Origin of the sequence: Cytobacillus massiliigabonensis, from assembly GCF_900199725.1 — a bacterium.
Taxonomy (GTDB): Bacteria; Bacillota; Bacilli; order Bacillales; family Cytobacillaceae; genus Cytobacillus; species Cytobacillus massiliigabonensis.
In genome coordinates this window covers 1,070,165-1,086,731 of record NZ_LT904903.1, presented here as the reverse complement: position 1 = coordinate 1,086,731, position 16,567 = coordinate 1,070,165, and the positions used below count along the sequence as shown (strand labels likewise).

Below are 16,567 nucleotides of genomic sequence, written 5' to 3'. Positions count from 1 at the left end.
TGGTAATTACGCAGAGGACGAAGGCGAGCGCTGAGAATGCGATTAGTAGTTCGTTCATCCGAGCCGCACCGCCTTTATAATAGGAAGTTGTTGCGTTTGACTGGCGTCGTAGTTTCGGACACCGTCGTGCTTCAATCGATCAACTTTTCGCTCAAATGTGGTTTTATTTTCCGTGATTGGGGCATAATAATTATTAACAGCGCAATTTTGGCGCATCACGACCGACCTCCACTTGCTAATTTTGTCGAATTGCGTTAATATTACAGTTGTGTAAATTGCTATACGAAAAACCGTATAACGTTTATAATGTAATCGAGGGAGTAGGACACAATGCCTAAGCGCCCTATTCCGCTCATAGATTAAAGCGCAACTAAATAGTCTTGGTAAGAACCGAACTGTTTAGCTTGTTCAAATTTGGCGGCCAGCCGTTTGAATGTGCGCGAAACTGCCGAGTGGTGGATACCTAACTCATCAGCGATTGATTTCGCTGTTGGAAAACTCCATGTGCTCTTGCCGGAGCAATCGAGTTTTAGGAACGTTTGGATGATTCCCGTCACCCTTTCGTTTTCACCGCTCAAAAGAAAGTCGATCAGTTGCCGCTGGTCGGCTTCTTTTATTGCTGTTATATGTTCCTCAACATTAAATTCTGATGCAATTTCGAACGTTGCCGCGTCCTCATCGCTATTTTCTACTTCGTAGAATTCGTATTTCCTGCGTGTTCTTAATTTTCTTAATAACGTCTTTTGCTCGTTATGCAACATGGTAGTGAACAGTTTAACGAAATCTCCGTTTCGTTTACCGAAAGTGGTCAATGCCTTTATTACTGAATCATCGAACACAGCCTGTATCTCGTGCCTTCCTGCTAATATGCGGGTTTGCGATATCCAATAATCTAATTTCGGTTGAGTTACTAATAGTAAATTTCGGTATAGACTTTCGAACACTGCCTCGTCTTTCGCATCGATATACTTCGTTGCTAACTCGTTAATATGAAATTTTTTAAGTTCATTCATTAGTTTAATTCCTCCCTTTGATAGGTATGACGTGCTCAGCTTTAAAGTTGCGCACTTATTACAAAAATATTTTTAAAGATACGTAAATTAAAGTATTACTTGTCCTAATATTATCACCATTTTTTTCAAAACTCTGGAAAGTTTAGTGTTTTTCCAAAAATAAAAAATACTAAAATCTTTTATGTACAAAAAAGAAAAGGAGAACCTCGGGCTCTCCTTTTGTGCTTGGGGTTATATTAAATTTTAATGACCGCCACCGCCCGGGTCAGCAGAGTTTACAGTTATTCCTCCGTCGTTTTTAATAATTGTGTCTGCGGAAGCACCTGTAGCTACGCATCCGAATAGTGTTACTGCTAGTGTTAGTGCGGCTAGTAATTTCTTCATACGTTCAACCATCTCCTAATTTTTAATTTTCTTCATCAATTAATAGGGCTGCCATTGATTTGAATGTTTCATCTTCTTTTAGGTACTTGTAAGGAAGATTAGCGTAGAACTTATCACCATTCTTACTAAACATAATTAACGATTTCATAAATAAAGAGGCATCATTAGTAGCTAATGCTTTATAGTAAAACTTAAAACCGCTAGGCTTTCGCCCCTCTTTTTCCTCATTTTCGATCGCTTTATTGATTAATTCTAACGCTAGTTCCTTATTCCCTACTACAGCCTCAAAGTGTGCTAATTCGGAAATGTCGTTTGTGTTTGGTCGTTCTTGTTTTCTCCAAACATTATTTATGAAAGGTATATCGCAATTATCTATAACCTCTAATTCTTTTAACCTTCCTGATTCAACAAGTAACTCCCTATGTCTCTCGATGTACCCCAAGCACTTTTCGTAGTTGTCAAACAGGAACGACATCCCTAATATGTATGACGCGCTTGTTGTGAAAGTTGCGCTACAGTTTGAAAAAATAATTTTTTCTGCAATCTCTCTAGCAAGTGTAATGTTATTAAATTTGTAAAGGTTAACGTAAGCAAGTACCTCGTTCAGTCGTATTCCATATGAATCTCGTATAAAGTCCTCATTAATTTTATTGATTGCGTATTCCAGCCCGCTTATTAATAAGCTCATTGTTTTAAAGTCATTCAACTTATAACGGCACCATACCTCAGTTATTAGAGCGAGAATTTGCATTTCTTTCGTTTTAGGTGTGAATCCTCTTAACTCGTTGATGATATCTTCTGCTTTCTCTCTTTTTAAATAACGAGATAAAATTGAGTATCCTTGCGCCCATTCCTTCATTGTTTGGTCCGTTCGTTGCTTGGTTATCTTCATTATCAATTCGTCTAACTCCTTTAACTGACGATTGACAGCTAAATACTCCAGTGCAAACCGTAAATTTTTAGGTGAGTCAAAATTTAAACACCACTTTTTAAAACGATTAATATGCTCATTTTTATAAATAAATTTTGCAATTTCTAGAAGGGTAGGGAACTTCATTTCAGCTCCATTTTTTAGATTAGTTAATGATCCAGGTGATAATTTAACAGCAGTTGCTAGGTCTTTCCAAGTAATCTTTTTATCTAACAAGTCCATTGATTCTTCTATTTCAGCTGCGATCAACACTATCCCTCCCCTTTAAACTCTATTATTGTCTTTGTTTTGGGTTTTCTTGTGTTTTATCAATAACCCAAACATTTCCGATTTTCTTTGCTTTGACTTTTCCTTGGGCGCACAAGTTTTTAATGTAGCTAGCTTCCAAGTTCCACAGTTTCGAAGCCTCTTTAACACCAATAATATTTTCAAGCATGATAGCCCCTCCTAATGTGCGCTTTCGCACTTATTAACTAGAATATATCACATGCGTAAGCGCATGTAAAGAAATAATTGTAAAAATAACCAATTTAATATAATATGAAACATGCATCCCCTGTTTAGGAGGTGTTTACTACGTATAAAGTCGGAAGGTGCCGTATTCAAGAGTTACTTGACGCTAAAGGGATGACGCAACAAGAACTCGCGGCGAAAACCGGTATGAGTAAATCGTTCATTAACGATAAAGTACGTAATCGAGGCAGCCACGGAATGTGGATAGATAGCGCAAAAACTATCGCAACTGTCCTCGACTGTACTATTGATGAACTTTACGAATGGTTACCGGAGGGTAAGAGCGAACGATAGCACTAATCGCGCGCCTTACCGCAGGCATGAGTACGTTATTTAACGTATTTTCACTTTAAGTCCGCCAACACTTTCCGACTTTTCAAACGCACTCTGCAACGCTCCCACTCCGCGCTTACATAACGCCTCATTCGCGTCCTTAAACTCGGCATCTATATACGCTTGCCTAATGCGTACATATCCCGTTAATAGTTCCTCGACTTGCTTTCGTAATTTCACGCCAGCATTATCGTTATCCGTTGCGATAACTAATTCCTCGATCGTCGACCGTTTGATTATGTCCGCTTGAACTTCACTGAAACTCGCCCCGCCTATCGCTATCGCTGCGTATCCTGCCTGTCGCCAACTCATTGCATCAATTTCCGCTTCACACAAGATTGCCGTCTTATGTTTCGCTAATTCAATTCCGAAAACTAGCTCGCGAATAGGCGTCGCCCCTCGATGATACCAAAACAATTTCCCGTAAACTGTGCGAAATTTCACACTACGCAAGCGCCCGTTTGCATCGCGCCACGGAATGACCGCCGCCCGACTTTTTGCGTCATACAGCACGCCTGCCTCCGCCTGGACTTCCGCACTTATTCCACGCGACTCTAAGTAGATATAGTCCGCTGTGAATCCGTTTAGTTCCGCTTCTGCCAACGGCTGCCTAGCCCGCTGGACTTTTAGTCGCGGCGATATAAGTTTAATATCGGTCGAGTCCTGCGAATATCCATAGGCGTTTAGCAGGTATTCTTCCGTTTCGCCGTAGGTCTCATTACGTAAAAATGAAAGCAGTTTCACGAGGCCGCCGCTTGCCCATTCGCTGTCGTACGCGCCCGAATCGCTCCAAGTACCCGCCGGATAATCGCCATATGGTTCGAGTCGGACGAAGAAACTCGGCGTCTGATCGTAGCGAAACGGGCTTGCTGCGAGTAGTTTGTCGCTTGTCCATCGTGGTCGCGTCCAGTTGAACTCGCGCAGCTCCGCTTCGACATCGATTTCTACCGGTTGATTACGTATGTGAATCGTTGCCATTTGCGCCCTCCTTTAGAATCCGAACTGCCCCGCAACTGCCGCGCCCGACTCCGGCTGCTTGACGATGCCTACTTGCGGAATGTAAAGGATTTCCGCCTGCTGTCCTTCGCCGCCGTCGCGCCCTTTGTTCAATCCGATTAGCCCGCGCCCTTGCTTGTAGTCCGTATCGACTCCGATAAGCAAATAGGCGTCCTGTAGCAGCTGTTTCGTTTTCGCGACGTCCTTTCGCTGTGGCAACTCAAGTTCGCGGTTCCCTTCTTCGTCCTCGTTGGCGCTTGTTTCGTCGGCCTGTGTTATCGCGAATATCACGGTCTGTGTCGAGCCGGCAAGTCTGCGCAACTTTTGCGAAGTAGCAGCCGCGTCGCCGCCCGTTGTTTTCGAAGTATTGCGCTCATAGTCGAGATAATAGAACGGGTCGATCATTACGACGTCGGCTTTGGTCGCGAGTATGTCCGCTTCAAGGGCCGCAAGGCTACGGTTTGCAAAGTCGTCATCGTCGACGGCTCGTAGCGTAATATTGCCTGGCACATAATCGTTCAACTGTTCGACGAACGCGCGAAAGGCAACTTCGAACTCCGGCGACAGTTTGCCGTGGCGCAGTGCTGTCGAGTCAAAGCCTGCCGCCATGTCCAAACCTTGCACCTGCGCAGTCGTTAGCCCGCGCCTTGCAGATATGCTGACGAATATACGCACGAGGACTTCGTACCAGCCCATTTCCATCGCCCAAATAAGCACGTTCGCGCCCTGAAACGCTGCTTCGATACATTCTTCGAGCGTGATAACGGACTTCCCGCGCCCCGACTTTCCGTAAACAGTGTAGACGTTCGACGACACGTAGCCGCCGACTTGTTCGTTAATAAACGCAAATTTCGACTTCCATATTCGGAACGATTCGCCTTTTTTGCGCCGGTCCATTTCTGCGAGGAACTTGTCGCCGTCGTGCTTGACGTCCGTTCCTATTTTATCTCGAACACTTGTTCTTAGTTTAATACTTTCTATGTCGGAAATCAAGCCGTCCAAGAACGAAAATATATCTTTCCGCCCGTCCGTTTCGAATTTCTTGCCGAGTTCCTCGTTAACAAATTTCGCGAACTGGACTTGCGCTGAATGCTTTTTGATCTCGCGAGTTAGATATTCGTAGCTGTCGCCGACCTGTGGCGTGTACGCAAACGCTGGGCATTCGGCTGTGACTGTTGCGTAGCTTGGCGCCTGCCCGCGATTACGTTCGGCATAGTCGGTGATAAAACGATAGATTTGACGCTCGCCTTCCGTGGACAGGTCGCGTTCGCTAATGCCGTGCTTGGTTAGCGCTTGAGCGTTATTCTCGTCGACTATTTTCGAGAATAGTAGATTAGCGTATTGCATGCGTTCGCCTCCTTGTTTGTTATAGTAAACTTCTACGCTATTAGATTACAAGTAGCGTATTTTTGCGTTGTTGCGCTTTTTCATCGAAATGTGCATTACAAGAAACGTTCATTCCAAGCTTTAATCGCTTCTTCTCGACTGTCGTAAAGGTAAACTCCCACAGTGCCACCATCTTCTTCGAAATTCGCTATCGGGCAACCTTTATTACTCTCATGACCATGTTGTATCTTGAAGGAAAGCCCAGACCACGGGTCATTTTCATATTCTTCATTACGGTTATTACCTTCGTCATCACTAACAGAAATATTTGCTTCCCCGCCACAAAACGGACATTGTTTAAGAATTTTTGATTCTTGCATATTTCAATCTCTCCTTAGTTTACAATTTTTGTCTTTTCGCATTGCGGGCTTAATTTTCTTCCATATCATCAAGAAATTCTTCAAGTATAGACAGCCTACCTTGCCAATAACCTAAATCCCATCCACCATGATAAGTGTGTGTGAGACTAGGCGTATCACCATGCTCTGCCTTTAAAGATTTGATTTTATCTTTAATACGAGCAATTTTTCTTTCTAATCTCTCCTTCGAGTACACTGTTTTTATCGCCCTTTCTTTACTGCACATTTTTTGTCAAAAGCGCACCATCACTTTATTTTTCGACAAATTTCCGCAATTCCGCCTCAATCTCCGCCAACCTCTCGTAATACTCCGCATCGCCAAACGTATCAGCCAACGCCTTGTAATCGCGATACTCGTCCAACAATGCGTCAATCTGCTCCACCCGCGTCGGCTCATACGGAAAGCTGACGGTGATTGTCTCCGTTCCATACACCGCAGGAAACAGCCATGCTTCGTTATGCCACTCGATGCCGCCCTCGAATTGGTAAACGTAAATACCGAGGTTCTGTACGAATACGCTTCGGCTGACGGTTTCATATCGTGGCTCGCGAACCTCGTGCGCATCCATGCCGTCGAGGACGTACGGGTCATAACCGATAACTAGGTCTCCAGGCTCGTATGCCGGCTCGAGGGGCTTGCGTTTGAACAATCGTTTGAGCCAGTTCATTCGGACGCCTCCTTTTGAGTAATCCATTCATTAAATTGTTGTTCGGTATTGTCACCATATCCATATTCGTTATGAAACTCTCTGTGACAACTCTCGCATAATGTTGCGCCATTATCTACGTCATACCTGTGCGTTATACACCAATTAAATCCGTCCTTATGATGTGCGTTAAGATTTCCGCCTGAATCATCGCCACAAGCAATACAGGTGTAGTTATCGCGTTGATAAACGCCCTTCCTCCATGCGTGAATTTTGTCATCATAGCGTCTATCCTTCGCCCTTATTTCGTCGGGTAAGTCGTGATTATAATGTGCGCTAAGTTTTCCTCGACTTTTATCAATTGCGCAAAACCAGCAACCATGTCCATCACGTAATGAATCCGTAGTTATTCTAGTGTCCTTTTCTTCGTGATTAGGGCAAATATACCTCATTTGGGTTGCGCTGTTGATATACTCCTCTCCTGATTCTATGAGTATATATCCCTTAGACTTGAAGAGTGATCTTACCTCATCGAAAGGAAGTTTTCTGGCATCAATAACGCAATATCTACAACCACTACCGCGCTTCAAATCGTTTATTCTAATTTTTTGAATCTTGTCTGGGTGGTTGGGGCATAGGTATGAAAGTTTATTTTTCGCTCCCGAATAAGTCTTATCTAGAAGTACGTAACCTCTCTTTTTGAATTCATATTCAACCTGCCTATAAGTTAACCTTTGCATTACCGCTTGTGCTTTTAAATTTTCGATACTTCTTTCTCTACCACAAAATCTACACCCATGCCCCATCACCAAATCATTCAAGCGTATAAATTGTTCTTCATCGTTGTGTATTCTACATTTATAGCGAAGCGTTTGTTTGTTATTTTTATAAGTTCTTTCGAGCAGGTCATATCCTTTTTCGTTAAAAACTGCCAACACTTCGTCAAAGGTCTTTCTTTTAGGCAATTCTCTACCTCCTCATCCCTCGATTAGATTCACCGTCAAAAAGTATGACTAAGCAAAAATCTCTTACTCTATCATACAGTCGCTTATCAAAAACAAACTCCATTTCTGTTATAGGCAAGTTACTTGTATATACGGACGGCATCTTATTTGTAACTCGATGATTAATCACTGAATGCAAATCAGCTTTAAACGGCTGTGAAGCGTCTCGGATTCCCAAATCATCAAACACTACAAATGGCGCAGTTTTAGCATATTTCATTTGCTTATAATACTCGCGACTGGCGGTCTCCGCTATTTCTCTCGGAATATTATTCCTGTTAAACTCGTTATATAGAGTCTGCCAATTATTAACGTCCAAAAAGTAAGCCGGCTGCTGTAACGGTTGCAGTCCCAGCCGAAGGCTGCCGATGTAATGTGCGATCAGCCATTCGTTCAGCAGGACGGAAGCAGTCGTTGTTTTTCCAGTTCCAGGACTTTCGCTGAAAAGGTACAAACTTTTTATACGTTCGCCTTCCGCGTCAAACTGGCGCTCGAACGTCTTGATATACGCATCCACCGCGCGATAAACCGACGCTTGCTCCGCACGGGCTGGCGAATTGCTTGCGGTGACTAGCCGATAGTCGCGCGGTGTGCCAGCCGTTGCCACGCGCCCGCTGACGCCATTTAGCCCGTGCAATGCGATGAAGTGCGGACAATGTGCGTTGCATGATTCGGAGTTTGCGAGTTTACATTGCGTAGATAGAATACATTTACTTGCGTGATTCATTCAGTTCACCTCCGCTCTACATACCGTGCTAATTCATCTAAACGCTCGACCATTAATGTCGCCTTTTCAGTTACTTCTATCGCAAAGTCAATATCGACGGTCTTGTGTCCGTTACGTTTTCTCTCTTTTAAAATAGCCAACACTTCGTAGTATGTTCGTAATACTTGTTTATTCAACTCGCCACTCTCCCTTCCGTTCAGCTTCCGTCATGCCTACGTCGCGATAACTGACCGCATGCTTTCCGATAAAATTAATTGGCGCCAGCTCGGCGGCCGTGTAACGCTTGCCTATTGCGCTCACGGCCGCTGACGCTCCGTTGGTTAATGCGCGGATTGCCTCGACTAGTGTCATCGTTTAATCACCTTACATATAGCGATGATAGTCGAGCCGAGTCCTACTCCTGCGAAAAACCCGATAATTAATTCGGTCATTTCGTCACCACCTCCGGTTCATTTTCGCGAGTGTCGTCGATAATCGGAAGTTTTGACGAACCACCTCCAAATGTCGCGTAAGCTTTTGTTCCGACATATAATCCGTCATCGATTTCGTCCTTAACGATTGTCAGTTCACCTTTTTCTACCGAATCAACGCGATAACAAATTTTCCCGTGCCAACCCTCGTGGTCTTTTTCCGGAAATGTTACAACGTCGCCCACCCGTACTTCTGTCGGCTGTGGCGCGCGAAGGTAAACTTCGGGCACTTCGAGACCTAACGCTCGGCGAACCGCAATAGCCTTTCCGATATGAGCGTTAAAGCAGTCGGTCGGAGCGCACTTGGCGATTCCTTTTGCGCGAACCTCTTTCGAAACATTACCGCGAATGAGTGCCACAACAGTACGCTTTTCGTTATTGACGATAAACTCTATTGAGTAATTGTTGAGTGTTATTCGTCCATACCCGAGCATATGCGGTACGTCTACGCCTGGTTTATTCGTTAGTTTTCCCGCCACGTCGCGCTTTGCCTGTTCGATAATGCGCTCACGCGTAAGCACGTCGCGAATTTCCTGCGGAGTGCGTCCGACTGGTACAATCGTTTCGCCTTTGTGTAAAACTGCGGCATGCCCTCCGGTTGGGTAGCCAGCAATCTCCGCAAGCATTTGAAAATCAACGTTGTTCACCAACGGACCAGCTTCGCAAGTATATCCGCAATCTACTAAACTACCGACGATTTCCTTTAACGACTTAACTTTCACTTCGCTCGCCTCCGTAATAACTTCGTATTCTTCGTGCCATGCCATTAGCGACTTTCCGCTAAAATTCGCCCTCACTTCTTTTCTGCCTACCCGCGTTACAACACCGATGTCCCCGACTTCTATCGCACCTACTACTACGTCAGTAATCAAAATACGCTCCCCTACGTTTGCTTTGCGTTTTACCGTGTTCATTCCGATTCCTCCCCGATTATAATTTGCGTTACAGCCATCCGATTTCTTCTTCCGTAATTGGCGCTGCTATTGCCTGCGCCCGCTCTCGCCGTGCCTGTTCCGCAAGAATCCTCGGCAATATCCGCGCCCTTTGGTAGCTGTACATGAACGCAAAATTCAAGCCGGGGTATTGCGGCGTTGGCCGATATTCCGCGAAACACGCATCGATAAACTTGCGCACGACCTCGGCGCCATGCTCGGCAATTAGCGTTTTGAGCCAGCGTCCTTCAATCGCATGATTACGCGTGACGTACGAAATGCCGTAACGCCTTTCGTGTTCGTCGAACAAGTACGCGCGAAAAGTCGTTACCGTCCATTTGTCCGCTGAAAAGTTTCGCCAGTCTCTTACGCTAGGCTTTTTCGTTGACATCATAGCCCATCCTTTCGTGTCGTGTTGCGTAATACAATTCCGTTTGCAAGCGTTCAATCTCCGCTAATAACATTGGCACATCATTGCGAGCGTTAGCGATGAATTCTCCGTCATTACTTCGCAGTACATCTGCTACATACCTCGCACTAAAACCGTGACCTACGTTTATTTCTACCGACTCATCTATTCCGTATTTTACCCACCAATAACCTGGCGTCGCCCTTTCCGTTCGTTCGCGTATTGCGTTCAGTTGTTCGTTTGTAAGCATCGTCATTCCTCCTACATTTTCCTTGCATTTTAACCGTTTAACCTCCGCCTAAGGTATTTCTATTACTACTTCGTTATCGCGCCATCACCGCGCTAATTTCGCGCCGAATCGCTTGTATTTCCCCTAGTAGTTCCGTAATGGACTCCGCATTGCTATCACGCTGTGTTTGTTCCGCAATCCAATTCAACGCCTGCTCGACCGTTCGGCAATACGCAACCTCGCGCCATTCAATGCGTGGCTCGCCGGATTTTCCTTCCGCTTTCATTCGTTCCCAATTCGGAGCTTTCGTTGGGTCAACGATGTGCTTGCGGTTAACAATGATTTGGTACGAGTCGGACGTTAGTTTGTACGTGGAATTTACCGTTAAATTTAGCGACATTTACCTTCGCCTACCTTTCGTATTAGTTCGTGTTTAAAGCGTCTATTATAACGGGAAAACGATGGGGAAATTAAGCGTATGTTCATGCGTTAATACCTTCGATTGTAATTCCGAGAATATCGAGCGTTTCTCTGACGGACTGCCACCCTTGCCTAAACTGCGACCCGCTTTGTCCTCGTAATTCCAGCGAACATTCAGTCCCTTTTAAACCGTAATAGTAATCGCGAATCTTTTCTTCGGGTGTCTTTTCGATTTCGTAGCCGTTGACGAGTGCGGACATTAATGTTTCTAAATCAACTTTATAAAATGCGTTATATTTCTGTGTCCATCCTATAAATTTCGGATTACAGTACGTATGAAGCAACGTCTTTTTATCGAACTCTCCTAAATACATCTCGATTGCCTCCGCGACTTCGCGTGGTAGCGTTACCTTTTTCGTCATATTAACGTTTCCCCTTTCGTTTTTTCGTTTTCATTACCATGACGCTAATGTTTCATCGATATCCAATGCATTACATCTCAACGAAACAAATGCTCCATAACCCCAACCGCTACCACTGCCGGCATTGCTTTCGATTGTAGCAAGTGGTTTTGATTCCCCGAAAAATGTAATTACTGATGAGTCATCGTCGTAACTTTCGCTATCTTCCCGCGTCACGTTAGTGATAACTGGATTCCGTAAATCATTCGGTAGATAGAGTAACTTAGTTGTAAAGTCGGCAAAACCGCAGCAATCCCCATCATCAGAAGTAATTTCTAATTTAAAAACCTCAGCACCTATCTTCACTTCAATACATTCGTCACCTACGTTAACAATTTGTGCCCCTATTAGCTTTTCAAACATACACATCTCATCTCCTAATCATATTATTAGAATGGAAAACCTTTGCGCTATTCGCATTCGCTCATAACGCTACGCTTGTACTACTTTTCGCGATAATAGATATTAATAGAATCGTAGCGTCAATGTAATGAAATGGAATTGGCGCAATGTATTTATTCTTTTTAAAAGATTCTTTTTAAATACTTCTTTTTCATTAACGCTAGCGTAGAGATAAATCTCCGCCAACGTAGAGCTAATCAACACACCGATAGATTAACGCCTTTCTCCTTACCGAGTAACTTGCCGATCGAGCCGCCCTGCCTAACGACGACTTGCCGTAAATCCTCGGCTATCTGCGTCTCATGTTCGCGAAATTGCGCGCGCTCCAACGGGTCATGAACGATATAGTAAATCTTGTCCTTTCCGCGACCGCTCGGCTTGCGTTCGATCGTCACCAGTCCGCTCGCTTCGAGGATTTCGTCGAGTATGGGCAGCGTCGAAAATGAAAGCTGAAACTTTTCCGTTACCTTACTGCGCCCGTTCCACGCCTTGCCTTGGTCGAAACTTGTGACATCGTTGTTTCGGTAGCGCAACAGGTACAGATAGTACAGCGTTGCCTTGTCGCCAATGTACGGATGGTACAAATCGAACAGTTCGTGGAACATTAGCGAGAAGCCGGTGCGTGTGTTGCCTGTGCGGATATATGCGTTAGATTGCGTCATATTTGCGCGTGACCTCCTTCGTGGGCGGTTCGTTTGTCTAGCGCTTGCCTATTGCGTTAGACTTTAGCTTTTTCTGCTTATGAGGCAAGTCGTATTCCCCGAATATACGCGGTTTCTCCGATAGCAGTCTGTGTTACAACGGGAATAATCCGCATAATTGTTTCTACGAATGTTCCCCGACCTAGTAATTCTTGTTGATTTTCGTCCGTCCACTGTTCATATGCCTTATATAATATTTCTGATTTCATCTGTGAGTCACGCTTAATTTTACAATTTTGTTCGAGGAATCTCTCAACTTGTGCTTTTGCGTATTCATTTCGATTTCGCACTCGGTCTACTAGAGGCATATCGCTTGTAAATGTTTTTTCTTCGACCATATACATTTCCCATACTATTCCGCAGTATGCTTTCAATTTTCGCTCGAACTTCTTGTACTCAAATTCGTCTCTACGCATGTCTACAAAATACTTAGCACGTGAGCGCTCTCTTATCCCTTTCATAACATAGTTGGATAGTTGCTCGCTTCGTCCTCGCTCACTACTTGCGTTAGGGTCTGATTGCACCCAAATCAGTCCATCACGTATGAATCTCCCTAATGCCGTCGCTGCTCCCGCATTAAATTTAGGAAAATCTTTCGTGAAAAATCGTTGTGTTTCTCGCTTATATACTGCTGGAATGCTTTCTACCATTGTTAGGGTTTTTATTATCGCAGGAAACTCTCCTGTGAAAAAACTTAGAGTTGAGCGCTTGAATATTTCGGATGAGGTTACTTCCGACGTAAAATACATCGCCCGACCCATCTCATCCTGTTCTCGATACCTTTCTACTTTTTTGCGAACTGTTTCTTCGACCGTAGTATTTTGTAACTCCATAGCACTAACACCGAATTGTTCTTGAAACACTCGTTCTGCAATTTGCATGCTTTCATTAATCATTAACAACAACCTCCGTCGATATATTTTGGTCAATTACAATAACGCCATTTCTCTCGTCGATTAGTGCTAGTACATGTTCGACTTTAGCTAACGTTCGCCTTAATTGCGTTTCTAAGGAGTCGACTGTTGTCTGTTCAGCACTAGCAATCGTAGTCGAGGTGAATTTTTCATTGAGTGTAAACGTATCAAAATATCGGTTTGACGTTTGTAAGGAACGGATTAAATCGTACATAGGTGATTCTTCTTGTACCCTTACCGTCTTTTCTAATTTTTCTAAGTGTTCGATACGCTCATAAGTCCGTGATAATGATTGCTCAAGGAGACGCCGCTCGCGCTCCGTTTCCTCATACTTGCGTTGATTTTCTGTTATTTGCTGCTGAACTTCTGGAGGCACGACCTCCTTAACCACTTCGCGCTCAACAACTTGATAAGGCCGTTTCTCCGCTTCCTCCAACCGTTGTAACGCAATTTTCTCGCTCCGCTCCGCTTGTTCACGTCGTTTACGTTCATCTTCTAATTCAGATTCCTTGGCTTTCAATACCTCTTCAAAATCACCTTCCTGCTCGGATTGCTTTCGTATTTCTTTCGCTTCAACAACGGATTTTTCTCCGAGTTTTTCTCCGAGCGCTTCGATTAATATGCGTTGATTTTCCGGAGTAATATACGCATACTGTTCCGCCGCTGTCGTTCCAACAATTCCCTCTGATACCAGTGTTTGTATTTCGGGAATTAAGTCGTTTAGTTTCATTAGGCGTCGTGTGGTTTTTTCGGACTCCCCGATTGATTCCGCTATGTCTGTAGTTGTTTTAGCAACTTGTCCATTATGTCCAGTTTGCTTAAATTGATTACTCCCATTTCCTCCACTTCTAACACCCCAATACTCTTTCAAAAACTGCGCAATACGCGCCTTCTTAATCGGATCTGTTTCGGCCTGCCCTCGTCGCTCTACGTTTTCTGCAATCAATAGATACTCCGCTTGCCACTCGTCAACGTCGAGTATCTCGACAGGAACCCTCGTTAAGCCGAGTTCCTTTGCAATTCGTAATCGCTGGTGTCCACTAATTACCGTAAATGCAGTAGTACATTTTATTGGGTCGCGAATTCCATTGACGTCAATACTTCGTTTTACTTCTTCGAACTTTTCACCGCTTATATCCGTGAAGTAATACGAGTTTTTCGGGTGTTCCTTTAATTTACCAATAGCGATCTTTCCGCTCATTTCGTAAAGCACCTCCATTTGTTTTCTGTATGTTATATATGCGTTGGTGTAGATTACTTGGCAAATAAAAACGCCTTATACTACTAATGACGTGCAAGGTGGTAAAGTTGCGCACTTAAATCGAAAATAATTTCGACTTATACAATAACACCCGCGAGAATTATCATTCGGACATCTTCGCGAAACCTTTTCCGCGTCTTCACATAAGATATTCGCTCACACCTCCGCAAATTGGTTCACTTTCGCAAAAGTTATTTCGCTTATATTTATTAGGACGCCAAACGAAATTAACTTCGCGCATTTTTACGCAAAAAAAATCGCCAACCCCGAAAGGCTGACGATAATAGTACTTATTTTCCGTAATTTCTTTTTTTCAACGTATTAAGTGGCGAAAACTTCCGGTGCTGTTCCTTTACATCTTCCGCGAACAAATTTACGTAAGTACGAACCATATCAAATGTAGTATGCCCAAGTATTTGTTGTAACTCGAATATTCCAGCGCCATTCTTAACACTTAGTTTCGCGAAAGTGTGCCGGAAAGTGTGTGGCGAGCATCTGACGTTATCAATTTGCGCCTCTTTACCATAACCATTAATGCGTGATTGTACTTGACGCTTTGTTAGGGGCGTATCGTCTATCGTAACAAACAATGCGTTACAGTCAACAATCGAGCCTCTTATCGAAATATACCTACGTAATGCTTCCTTCATTGTTGGCGATACCGGTACATAACGTTGCTTATATCCTTTTGTATTGCGAATAAGTAGCGTCGACTCATCCCAATTAATATCGTTTACATTAACCCCAACAAGTTCATTCGCGCGAATGCCGGTTTCTAATAGAAGTAACATTAACGTATAGTCGCGCACTCCCGTAAATGTTTTAAGGTCGGGTTTACTTAGAATGTCGTTGAGTTGTTTTGTAGAGAAAGTCGCAATGACAGATTTCCTATCGCGAACCAAGCTTAAATTTTTGACGGGGTTCATCGGGATATAATCGTTCTTATATAGGAAATTGAAGAACGCCCGTATCGCGCGTAATCTCGTATTAATTGATGTGATTTTTAGTTGCTTAATGTCCCGCAAATAAAGAATAACGTTTTCTTGGATAATAGCTTGCGTTATTTCGCCAGGTGTAGTCGTTATTTCTTGTTCCTCTAATATGCGTCGAAATGTCGTAAGCTCATTCCGGTAATATCGAATTGTATGTTCGCGAATATTTCGCATTTCGCCGTCCTTAATAAACAGTGATAATGCGTCATCGAAATCGAGAAAGTCCGCCCGAAGGCTGCCTCGCAATTTCGATAAATCTTCCGTGGCTAAATCGTTAGTACGTCTTTTCCGTGTCAATTTCCGCAACTCCTAATCGGATAGATTACCCGACACAGTGCGTACGACTCACCGCGTACGATTTATTCACCTAAAATCGTGCGCATACAACGAAAAACGACGACCCATCATTACGATAGATCGCCGTTAAATCAACGTTTATTGATACCGGTGGTCGGGGTCGAACCGACACTCCAGAAGGAACACGATTTTGAGTCGTGCGCGTCTGCCAATTCCGCCACACCGGCATATTAAATTATTTCTCGAAAAAGTGCCGAGGACCGGAATCGAACCGGTACGGTAGTCACCTACCGCAGGATTTTAAGTCCTGTGCGTCTGCCAGTTCCGCCACCCCGGCGTATCTATTTCATAAGTAAAGATTAGTAAGTTATGGAGGCGGCAACCGGATTTGAACCGGTGATCAGGGTTTTGCAGACCCATGCCTTACCACTTGGCTATGCCGCCATAAAATAAATTGGAGCGGAAGACGGGATTCGAACCCGCGACCCCCACCTTGGCAAGGTGGTGTTCTACCACTGAACTACTTCCGCAAAATGGCTGGGCTAGCTGGATTCGAACCAACGCATGTCGCAGTCAAAGTGCGATGCCTTACCGCTTGGCTATAGCCCATTAGTTATTAATATCATATGTTTTGAATGACGGTTTTGTGAATCCTATGTTATGGGGCGACTGATGGGAATCGAACCCACGAATGTCGGAACCACAATCCGATGCGTTAACCACTTCGCCACAATCGCCATAATTACATTTATTACTCATAAAATTATGGGGCGGCTGATGGGAATC

The 16,567-nt window shown here is 44.0% G+C and carries 24 protein-coding genes and 6 tRNA genes; 1 reads left to right on the top strand and 29 read right to left on the bottom strand.

All coding sequences use genetic code 11. From position 1 onward, the window contains the following. Positions 1-359: 359 nt before the first annotated feature. The 4 genes from C1726_RS11370 to C1726_RS25900 all read right to left on the bottom strand — a co-directional run bounded on the left by C1726_RS11370 (position 360) and on the right by C1726_RS25900 (position 2,764). Entirely contained in the window at positions 360-1,013 is a 654-nt protein-coding gene (locus tag C1726_RS11370; RefSeq protein WP_102273221.1) for an RNA polymerase sigma factor, read from the bottom strand. A 243-nt stretch (positions 1,014-1,256) separates the two neighbouring features. Next, complete coding sequence (locus C1726_RS26160; RefSeq protein ID WP_180968161.1) at positions 1,257-1,397, bottom strand: hypothetical protein; 141 nt, start codon at positions 1,395-1,397, stop codon at positions 1,257-1,259. A 22-nt stretch (positions 1,398-1,419) separates the two neighbouring features. Beyond that, positions 1,420-2,577: an AimR family lysis-lysogeny pheromone receptor gene (locus tag C1726_RS11365; RefSeq protein ID WP_102273220.1), complete on the bottom strand. Its 1,158-nt coding sequence runs from the start codon at positions 2,575-2,577 to the stop codon at positions 1,420-1,422. A gap of 25 nt (positions 2,578-2,602) precedes the next feature. Then, a complete protein-coding gene (locus C1726_RS25900; protein ID WP_142385079.1) occupies positions 2,603-2,764 on the bottom strand; it encodes a helix-turn-helix domain-containing protein in 162 nt (53 codons plus the stop codon). Positions 2,765-2,895: 131 nt separating this feature from the next. On the opposite strand from C1726_RS25900, the gene C1726_RS11360 reads away from it, so the two are divergent. Beyond that, a complete protein-coding gene (locus C1726_RS11360) occupies positions 2,896-3,135 on the top strand; it encodes a helix-turn-helix domain-containing protein (RefSeq protein WP_268877014.1) in 240 nt (79 codons plus the stop codon). 39 nt (positions 3,136-3,174) lie between these two features. On the opposite strand, the gene C1726_RS11355 is transcribed toward C1726_RS11360, so the two are convergent. The 25 genes from C1726_RS11355 to C1726_RS11240 form a co-directional block, all read right to left on the bottom strand. Continuing rightward, entirely contained in the window at positions 3,175-4,152 is a 978-nt protein-coding gene (locus C1726_RS11355) for a toprim domain-containing protein (RefSeq protein WP_102273218.1), read from the bottom strand. Positions 4,153-4,164: 12 nt separating this feature from the next. Then, a complete protein-coding gene (locus tag C1726_RS11350) occupies positions 4,165-5,517 on the bottom strand; it encodes a DnaB-like helicase C-terminal domain-containing protein (protein WP_102273217.1) in 1,353 nt (450 codons plus the stop codon). Positions 5,518-5,612: 95 nt separating this feature from the next. After that, positions 5,613-5,876, bottom strand: a complete 264-nt coding sequence (locus tag C1726_RS11345; RefSeq protein WP_102273216.1) for a hypothetical protein — start codon at positions 5,874-5,876, stop codon at positions 5,613-5,615. Positions 5,877-5,925: 49 nt separating this feature from the next. Further along, positions 5,926-6,111 (bottom strand): hypothetical protein, encoded by a 186-nt coding sequence (locus tag C1726_RS11340; RefSeq protein WP_235822754.1) that lies wholly within the window; start codon positions 6,109-6,111, stop codon positions 5,926-5,928. A 55-nt stretch (positions 6,112-6,166) separates the two neighbouring features. Next, a complete protein-coding gene (locus C1726_RS11335) occupies positions 6,167-6,583 on the bottom strand; it encodes a hypothetical protein (RefSeq protein WP_102273214.1) in 417 nt (138 codons plus the stop codon). After that, the gene (locus C1726_RS11330; protein ID WP_102273213.1) at positions 6,580-7,527 is read right to left on the bottom strand and encodes an HNH endonuclease; all 948 of its coding nucleotides are present in this window, start codon (positions 7,525-7,527) and stop codon (positions 6,580-6,582) included. Before C1726_RS11330 ends, C1726_RS11335 begins: the two co-directional genes overlap by 4 nt. Positions 7,528-7,531: 4 nt before the next feature. Beyond that, positions 7,532-8,293, bottom strand: coding sequence for a P-loop NTPase family protein (locus C1726_RS11325; protein ID WP_102273212.1), 762 nt, complete (start codon positions 8,291-8,293; stop codon positions 7,532-7,534). Between the two features lie 5 nt (positions 8,294-8,298). After that, positions 8,299-8,469 (bottom strand): hypothetical protein, encoded by a 171-nt coding sequence (locus C1726_RS26155; RefSeq protein WP_180968160.1) that lies wholly within the window; start codon positions 8,467-8,469, stop codon positions 8,299-8,301. Then, positions 8,462-8,644 carry a hypothetical protein gene (locus tag C1726_RS11320; RefSeq protein WP_102273211.1) on the bottom strand — a complete coding sequence of 61 codons (183 nt, stop codon included), beginning with the start codon at positions 8,642-8,644 and terminating at the stop codon, positions 8,462-8,464. The genes C1726_RS26155 and C1726_RS11320 overlap by 8 nt, the downstream gene beginning before the upstream one ends. A 76-nt stretch (positions 8,645-8,720) precedes the next feature. After that, positions 8,721-9,677 (bottom strand): hypothetical protein, encoded by a 957-nt coding sequence (locus C1726_RS11315; RefSeq protein WP_102273210.1) that lies wholly within the window; start codon positions 9,675-9,677, stop codon positions 8,721-8,723. Between the two features lie 28 nt (positions 9,678-9,705). Further along, on the bottom strand, positions 9,706-10,086 hold the full coding sequence (locus tag C1726_RS11310) for a hypothetical protein (protein ID WP_102273209.1): 381 nt from the start codon (positions 10,084-10,086) through the stop codon (positions 9,706-9,708). Next, positions 10,067-10,354: a hypothetical protein gene (locus C1726_RS11305; RefSeq protein WP_102273208.1), complete on the bottom strand. Its 288-nt coding sequence runs from the start codon at positions 10,352-10,354 to the stop codon at positions 10,067-10,069. Before C1726_RS11305 ends, C1726_RS11310 begins: the two co-directional genes overlap by 20 nt. Positions 10,355-10,427: 73 nt before the next feature. Continuing rightward, positions 10,428-10,733, bottom strand: coding sequence for a hypothetical protein (locus tag C1726_RS11300; RefSeq protein WP_102273207.1), 306 nt, complete (start codon positions 10,731-10,733; stop codon positions 10,428-10,430). An 82-nt stretch (positions 10,734-10,815) separates the two neighbouring features. Beyond that, a complete protein-coding gene (locus C1726_RS11295; protein WP_142385078.1) occupies positions 10,816-11,127 on the bottom strand; it encodes a hypothetical protein in 312 nt (103 codons plus the stop codon). 81 nt (positions 11,128-11,208) lie between these two features. Next, positions 11,209-11,577, bottom strand: coding sequence for a hypothetical protein (locus C1726_RS11290; RefSeq protein ID WP_102273205.1), 369 nt, complete (start codon positions 11,575-11,577; stop codon positions 11,209-11,211). Between the two features lie 236 nt (positions 11,578-11,813). Next, complete coding sequence (locus C1726_RS11285) at positions 11,814-12,278, bottom strand: hypothetical protein (protein ID WP_102273204.1); 465 nt, start codon at positions 12,276-12,278, stop codon at positions 11,814-11,816. 77 nt (positions 12,279-12,355) lie between these two features. Continuing rightward, positions 12,356-13,213, bottom strand: a complete 858-nt coding sequence (locus C1726_RS11280) for a hypothetical protein (protein WP_102273203.1) — start codon at positions 13,211-13,213, stop codon at positions 12,356-12,358. Further along, the gene (locus C1726_RS11275) at positions 13,206-14,432 is read right to left on the bottom strand and encodes a ParB/RepB/Spo0J family partition protein (RefSeq protein WP_180968159.1); all 1,227 of its coding nucleotides are present in this window, start codon (positions 14,430-14,432) and stop codon (positions 13,206-13,208) included. Before C1726_RS11275 ends, C1726_RS11280 begins: the two co-directional genes overlap by 8 nt. Before the next feature lie 350 nt (positions 14,433-14,782). Further along, positions 14,783-15,781, bottom strand: coding sequence for a tyrosine-type recombinase/integrase (locus tag C1726_RS11270; protein WP_102273201.1), 999 nt, complete (start codon positions 15,779-15,781; stop codon positions 14,783-14,785). 145 nt (positions 15,782-15,926) lie between these two features. Beyond that, positions 15,927-16,008, bottom strand: a tRNA-Leu gene (locus tag C1726_RS11265). Between the two features lie 24 nt (positions 16,009-16,032). Beyond that, positions 16,033-16,118: transfer RNA gene (locus tag C1726_RS11260), tRNA-Leu, on the bottom strand. 33 nt (positions 16,119-16,151) lie between these two features. Then, positions 16,152-16,225 (bottom strand) — tRNA-Cys (locus C1726_RS11255). An 11-nt stretch (positions 16,226-16,236) separates the two neighbouring features. Next, a tRNA-Gly gene (locus C1726_RS11250) sits at positions 16,237-16,311 on the bottom strand. Between the two features lie 4 nt (positions 16,312-16,315). Then, positions 16,316-16,390, bottom strand: a tRNA-Gln gene (locus tag C1726_RS11245). 52 nt (positions 16,391-16,442) lie between these two features. Beyond that, a tRNA-His gene (locus C1726_RS11240) sits at positions 16,443-16,518 on the bottom strand. Between the last annotated feature and the right edge of the window lie 49 nt (positions 16,519-16,567).

Coding starts and splice junctions, on each gene's coding strand:
- C1726_RS11370 (WP_102273221.1), bottom strand. CDS start 1,013: ATGAATGAACTTAAAAAATTTCATATTAACGAGTTAGCAACGAAGTAT.
- C1726_RS26160 (WP_180968161.1), bottom strand. CDS start 1,397: ATGAAGAAATTACTAGCCGCACTAACACTAGCAGTAACACTATTCGGA.
- C1726_RS25900 (WP_142385079.1), bottom strand. CDS start 2,764: ATGCTTGAAAATATTATTGGTGTTAAAGAGGCTTCGAAACTGTGGAAC.
- C1726_RS11355 (WP_102273218.1), bottom strand. CDS start 4,152: ATGGCAACGATTCACATACGTAATCAACCGGTAGAAATCGATGTCGAA.
- C1726_RS11350 (WP_102273217.1), bottom strand. CDS start 5,517: ATGCAATACGCTAATCTACTATTCTCGAAAATAGTCGACGAGAATAAC.
- C1726_RS11345 (WP_102273216.1), bottom strand. CDS start 5,876: ATGCAAGAATCAAAAATTCTTAAACAATGTCCGTTTTGTGGCGGGGAA.
- C1726_RS11335 (WP_102273214.1), bottom strand. CDS start 6,583: ATGAACTGGCTCAAACGATTGTTCAAACGCAAGCCCCTCGAGCCGGCA.
- C1726_RS11325 (WP_102273212.1), bottom strand. CDS start 8,293: ATGAATCACGCAAGTAAATGTATTCTATCTACGCAATGTAAACTCGCA.
- C1726_RS11320 (WP_102273211.1), bottom strand. CDS start 8,644: ATGACACTAGTCGAGGCAATCCGCGCATTAACCAACGGAGCGTCAGCG.
- C1726_RS11315 (WP_102273210.1), bottom strand. CDS start 9,677: ATGAACACGGTAAAACGCAAAGCAAACGTAGGGGAGCGTATTTTGATT.
- C1726_RS11310 (WP_102273209.1), bottom strand. CDS start 10,086: ATGTCAACGAAAAAGCCTAGCGTAAGAGACTGGCGAAACTTTTCAGCG.
- C1726_RS11305 (WP_102273208.1), bottom strand. CDS start 10,354: ATGCTTACAAACGAACAACTGAACGCAATACGCGAACGAACGGAAAGG.
- C1726_RS11300 (WP_102273207.1), bottom strand. CDS start 10,733: ATGTCGCTAAATTTAACGGTAAATTCCACGTACAAACTAACGTCCGAC.
- C1726_RS11295 (WP_142385078.1), bottom strand. CDS start 11,127: ATGTATTTAGGAGAGTTCGATAAAAAGACGTTGCTTCATACGTACTGT.
- C1726_RS11290 (WP_102273205.1), bottom strand. CDS start 11,577: ATGTTTGAAAAGCTAATAGGGGCACAAATTGTTAACGTAGGTGACGAA.
- C1726_RS11285 (WP_102273204.1), bottom strand. CDS start 12,278: ATGACGCAATCTAACGCATATATCCGCACAGGCAACACACGCACCGGC.
- C1726_RS11280 (WP_102273203.1), bottom strand. CDS start 13,213: ATGATTAATGAAAGCATGCAAATTGCAGAACGAGTGTTTCAAGAACAA.
- C1726_RS11275 (WP_180968159.1), bottom strand. CDS start 14,432: ATGAGCGGAAAGATCGCTATTGGTAAATTAAAGGAACACCCGAAAAAC.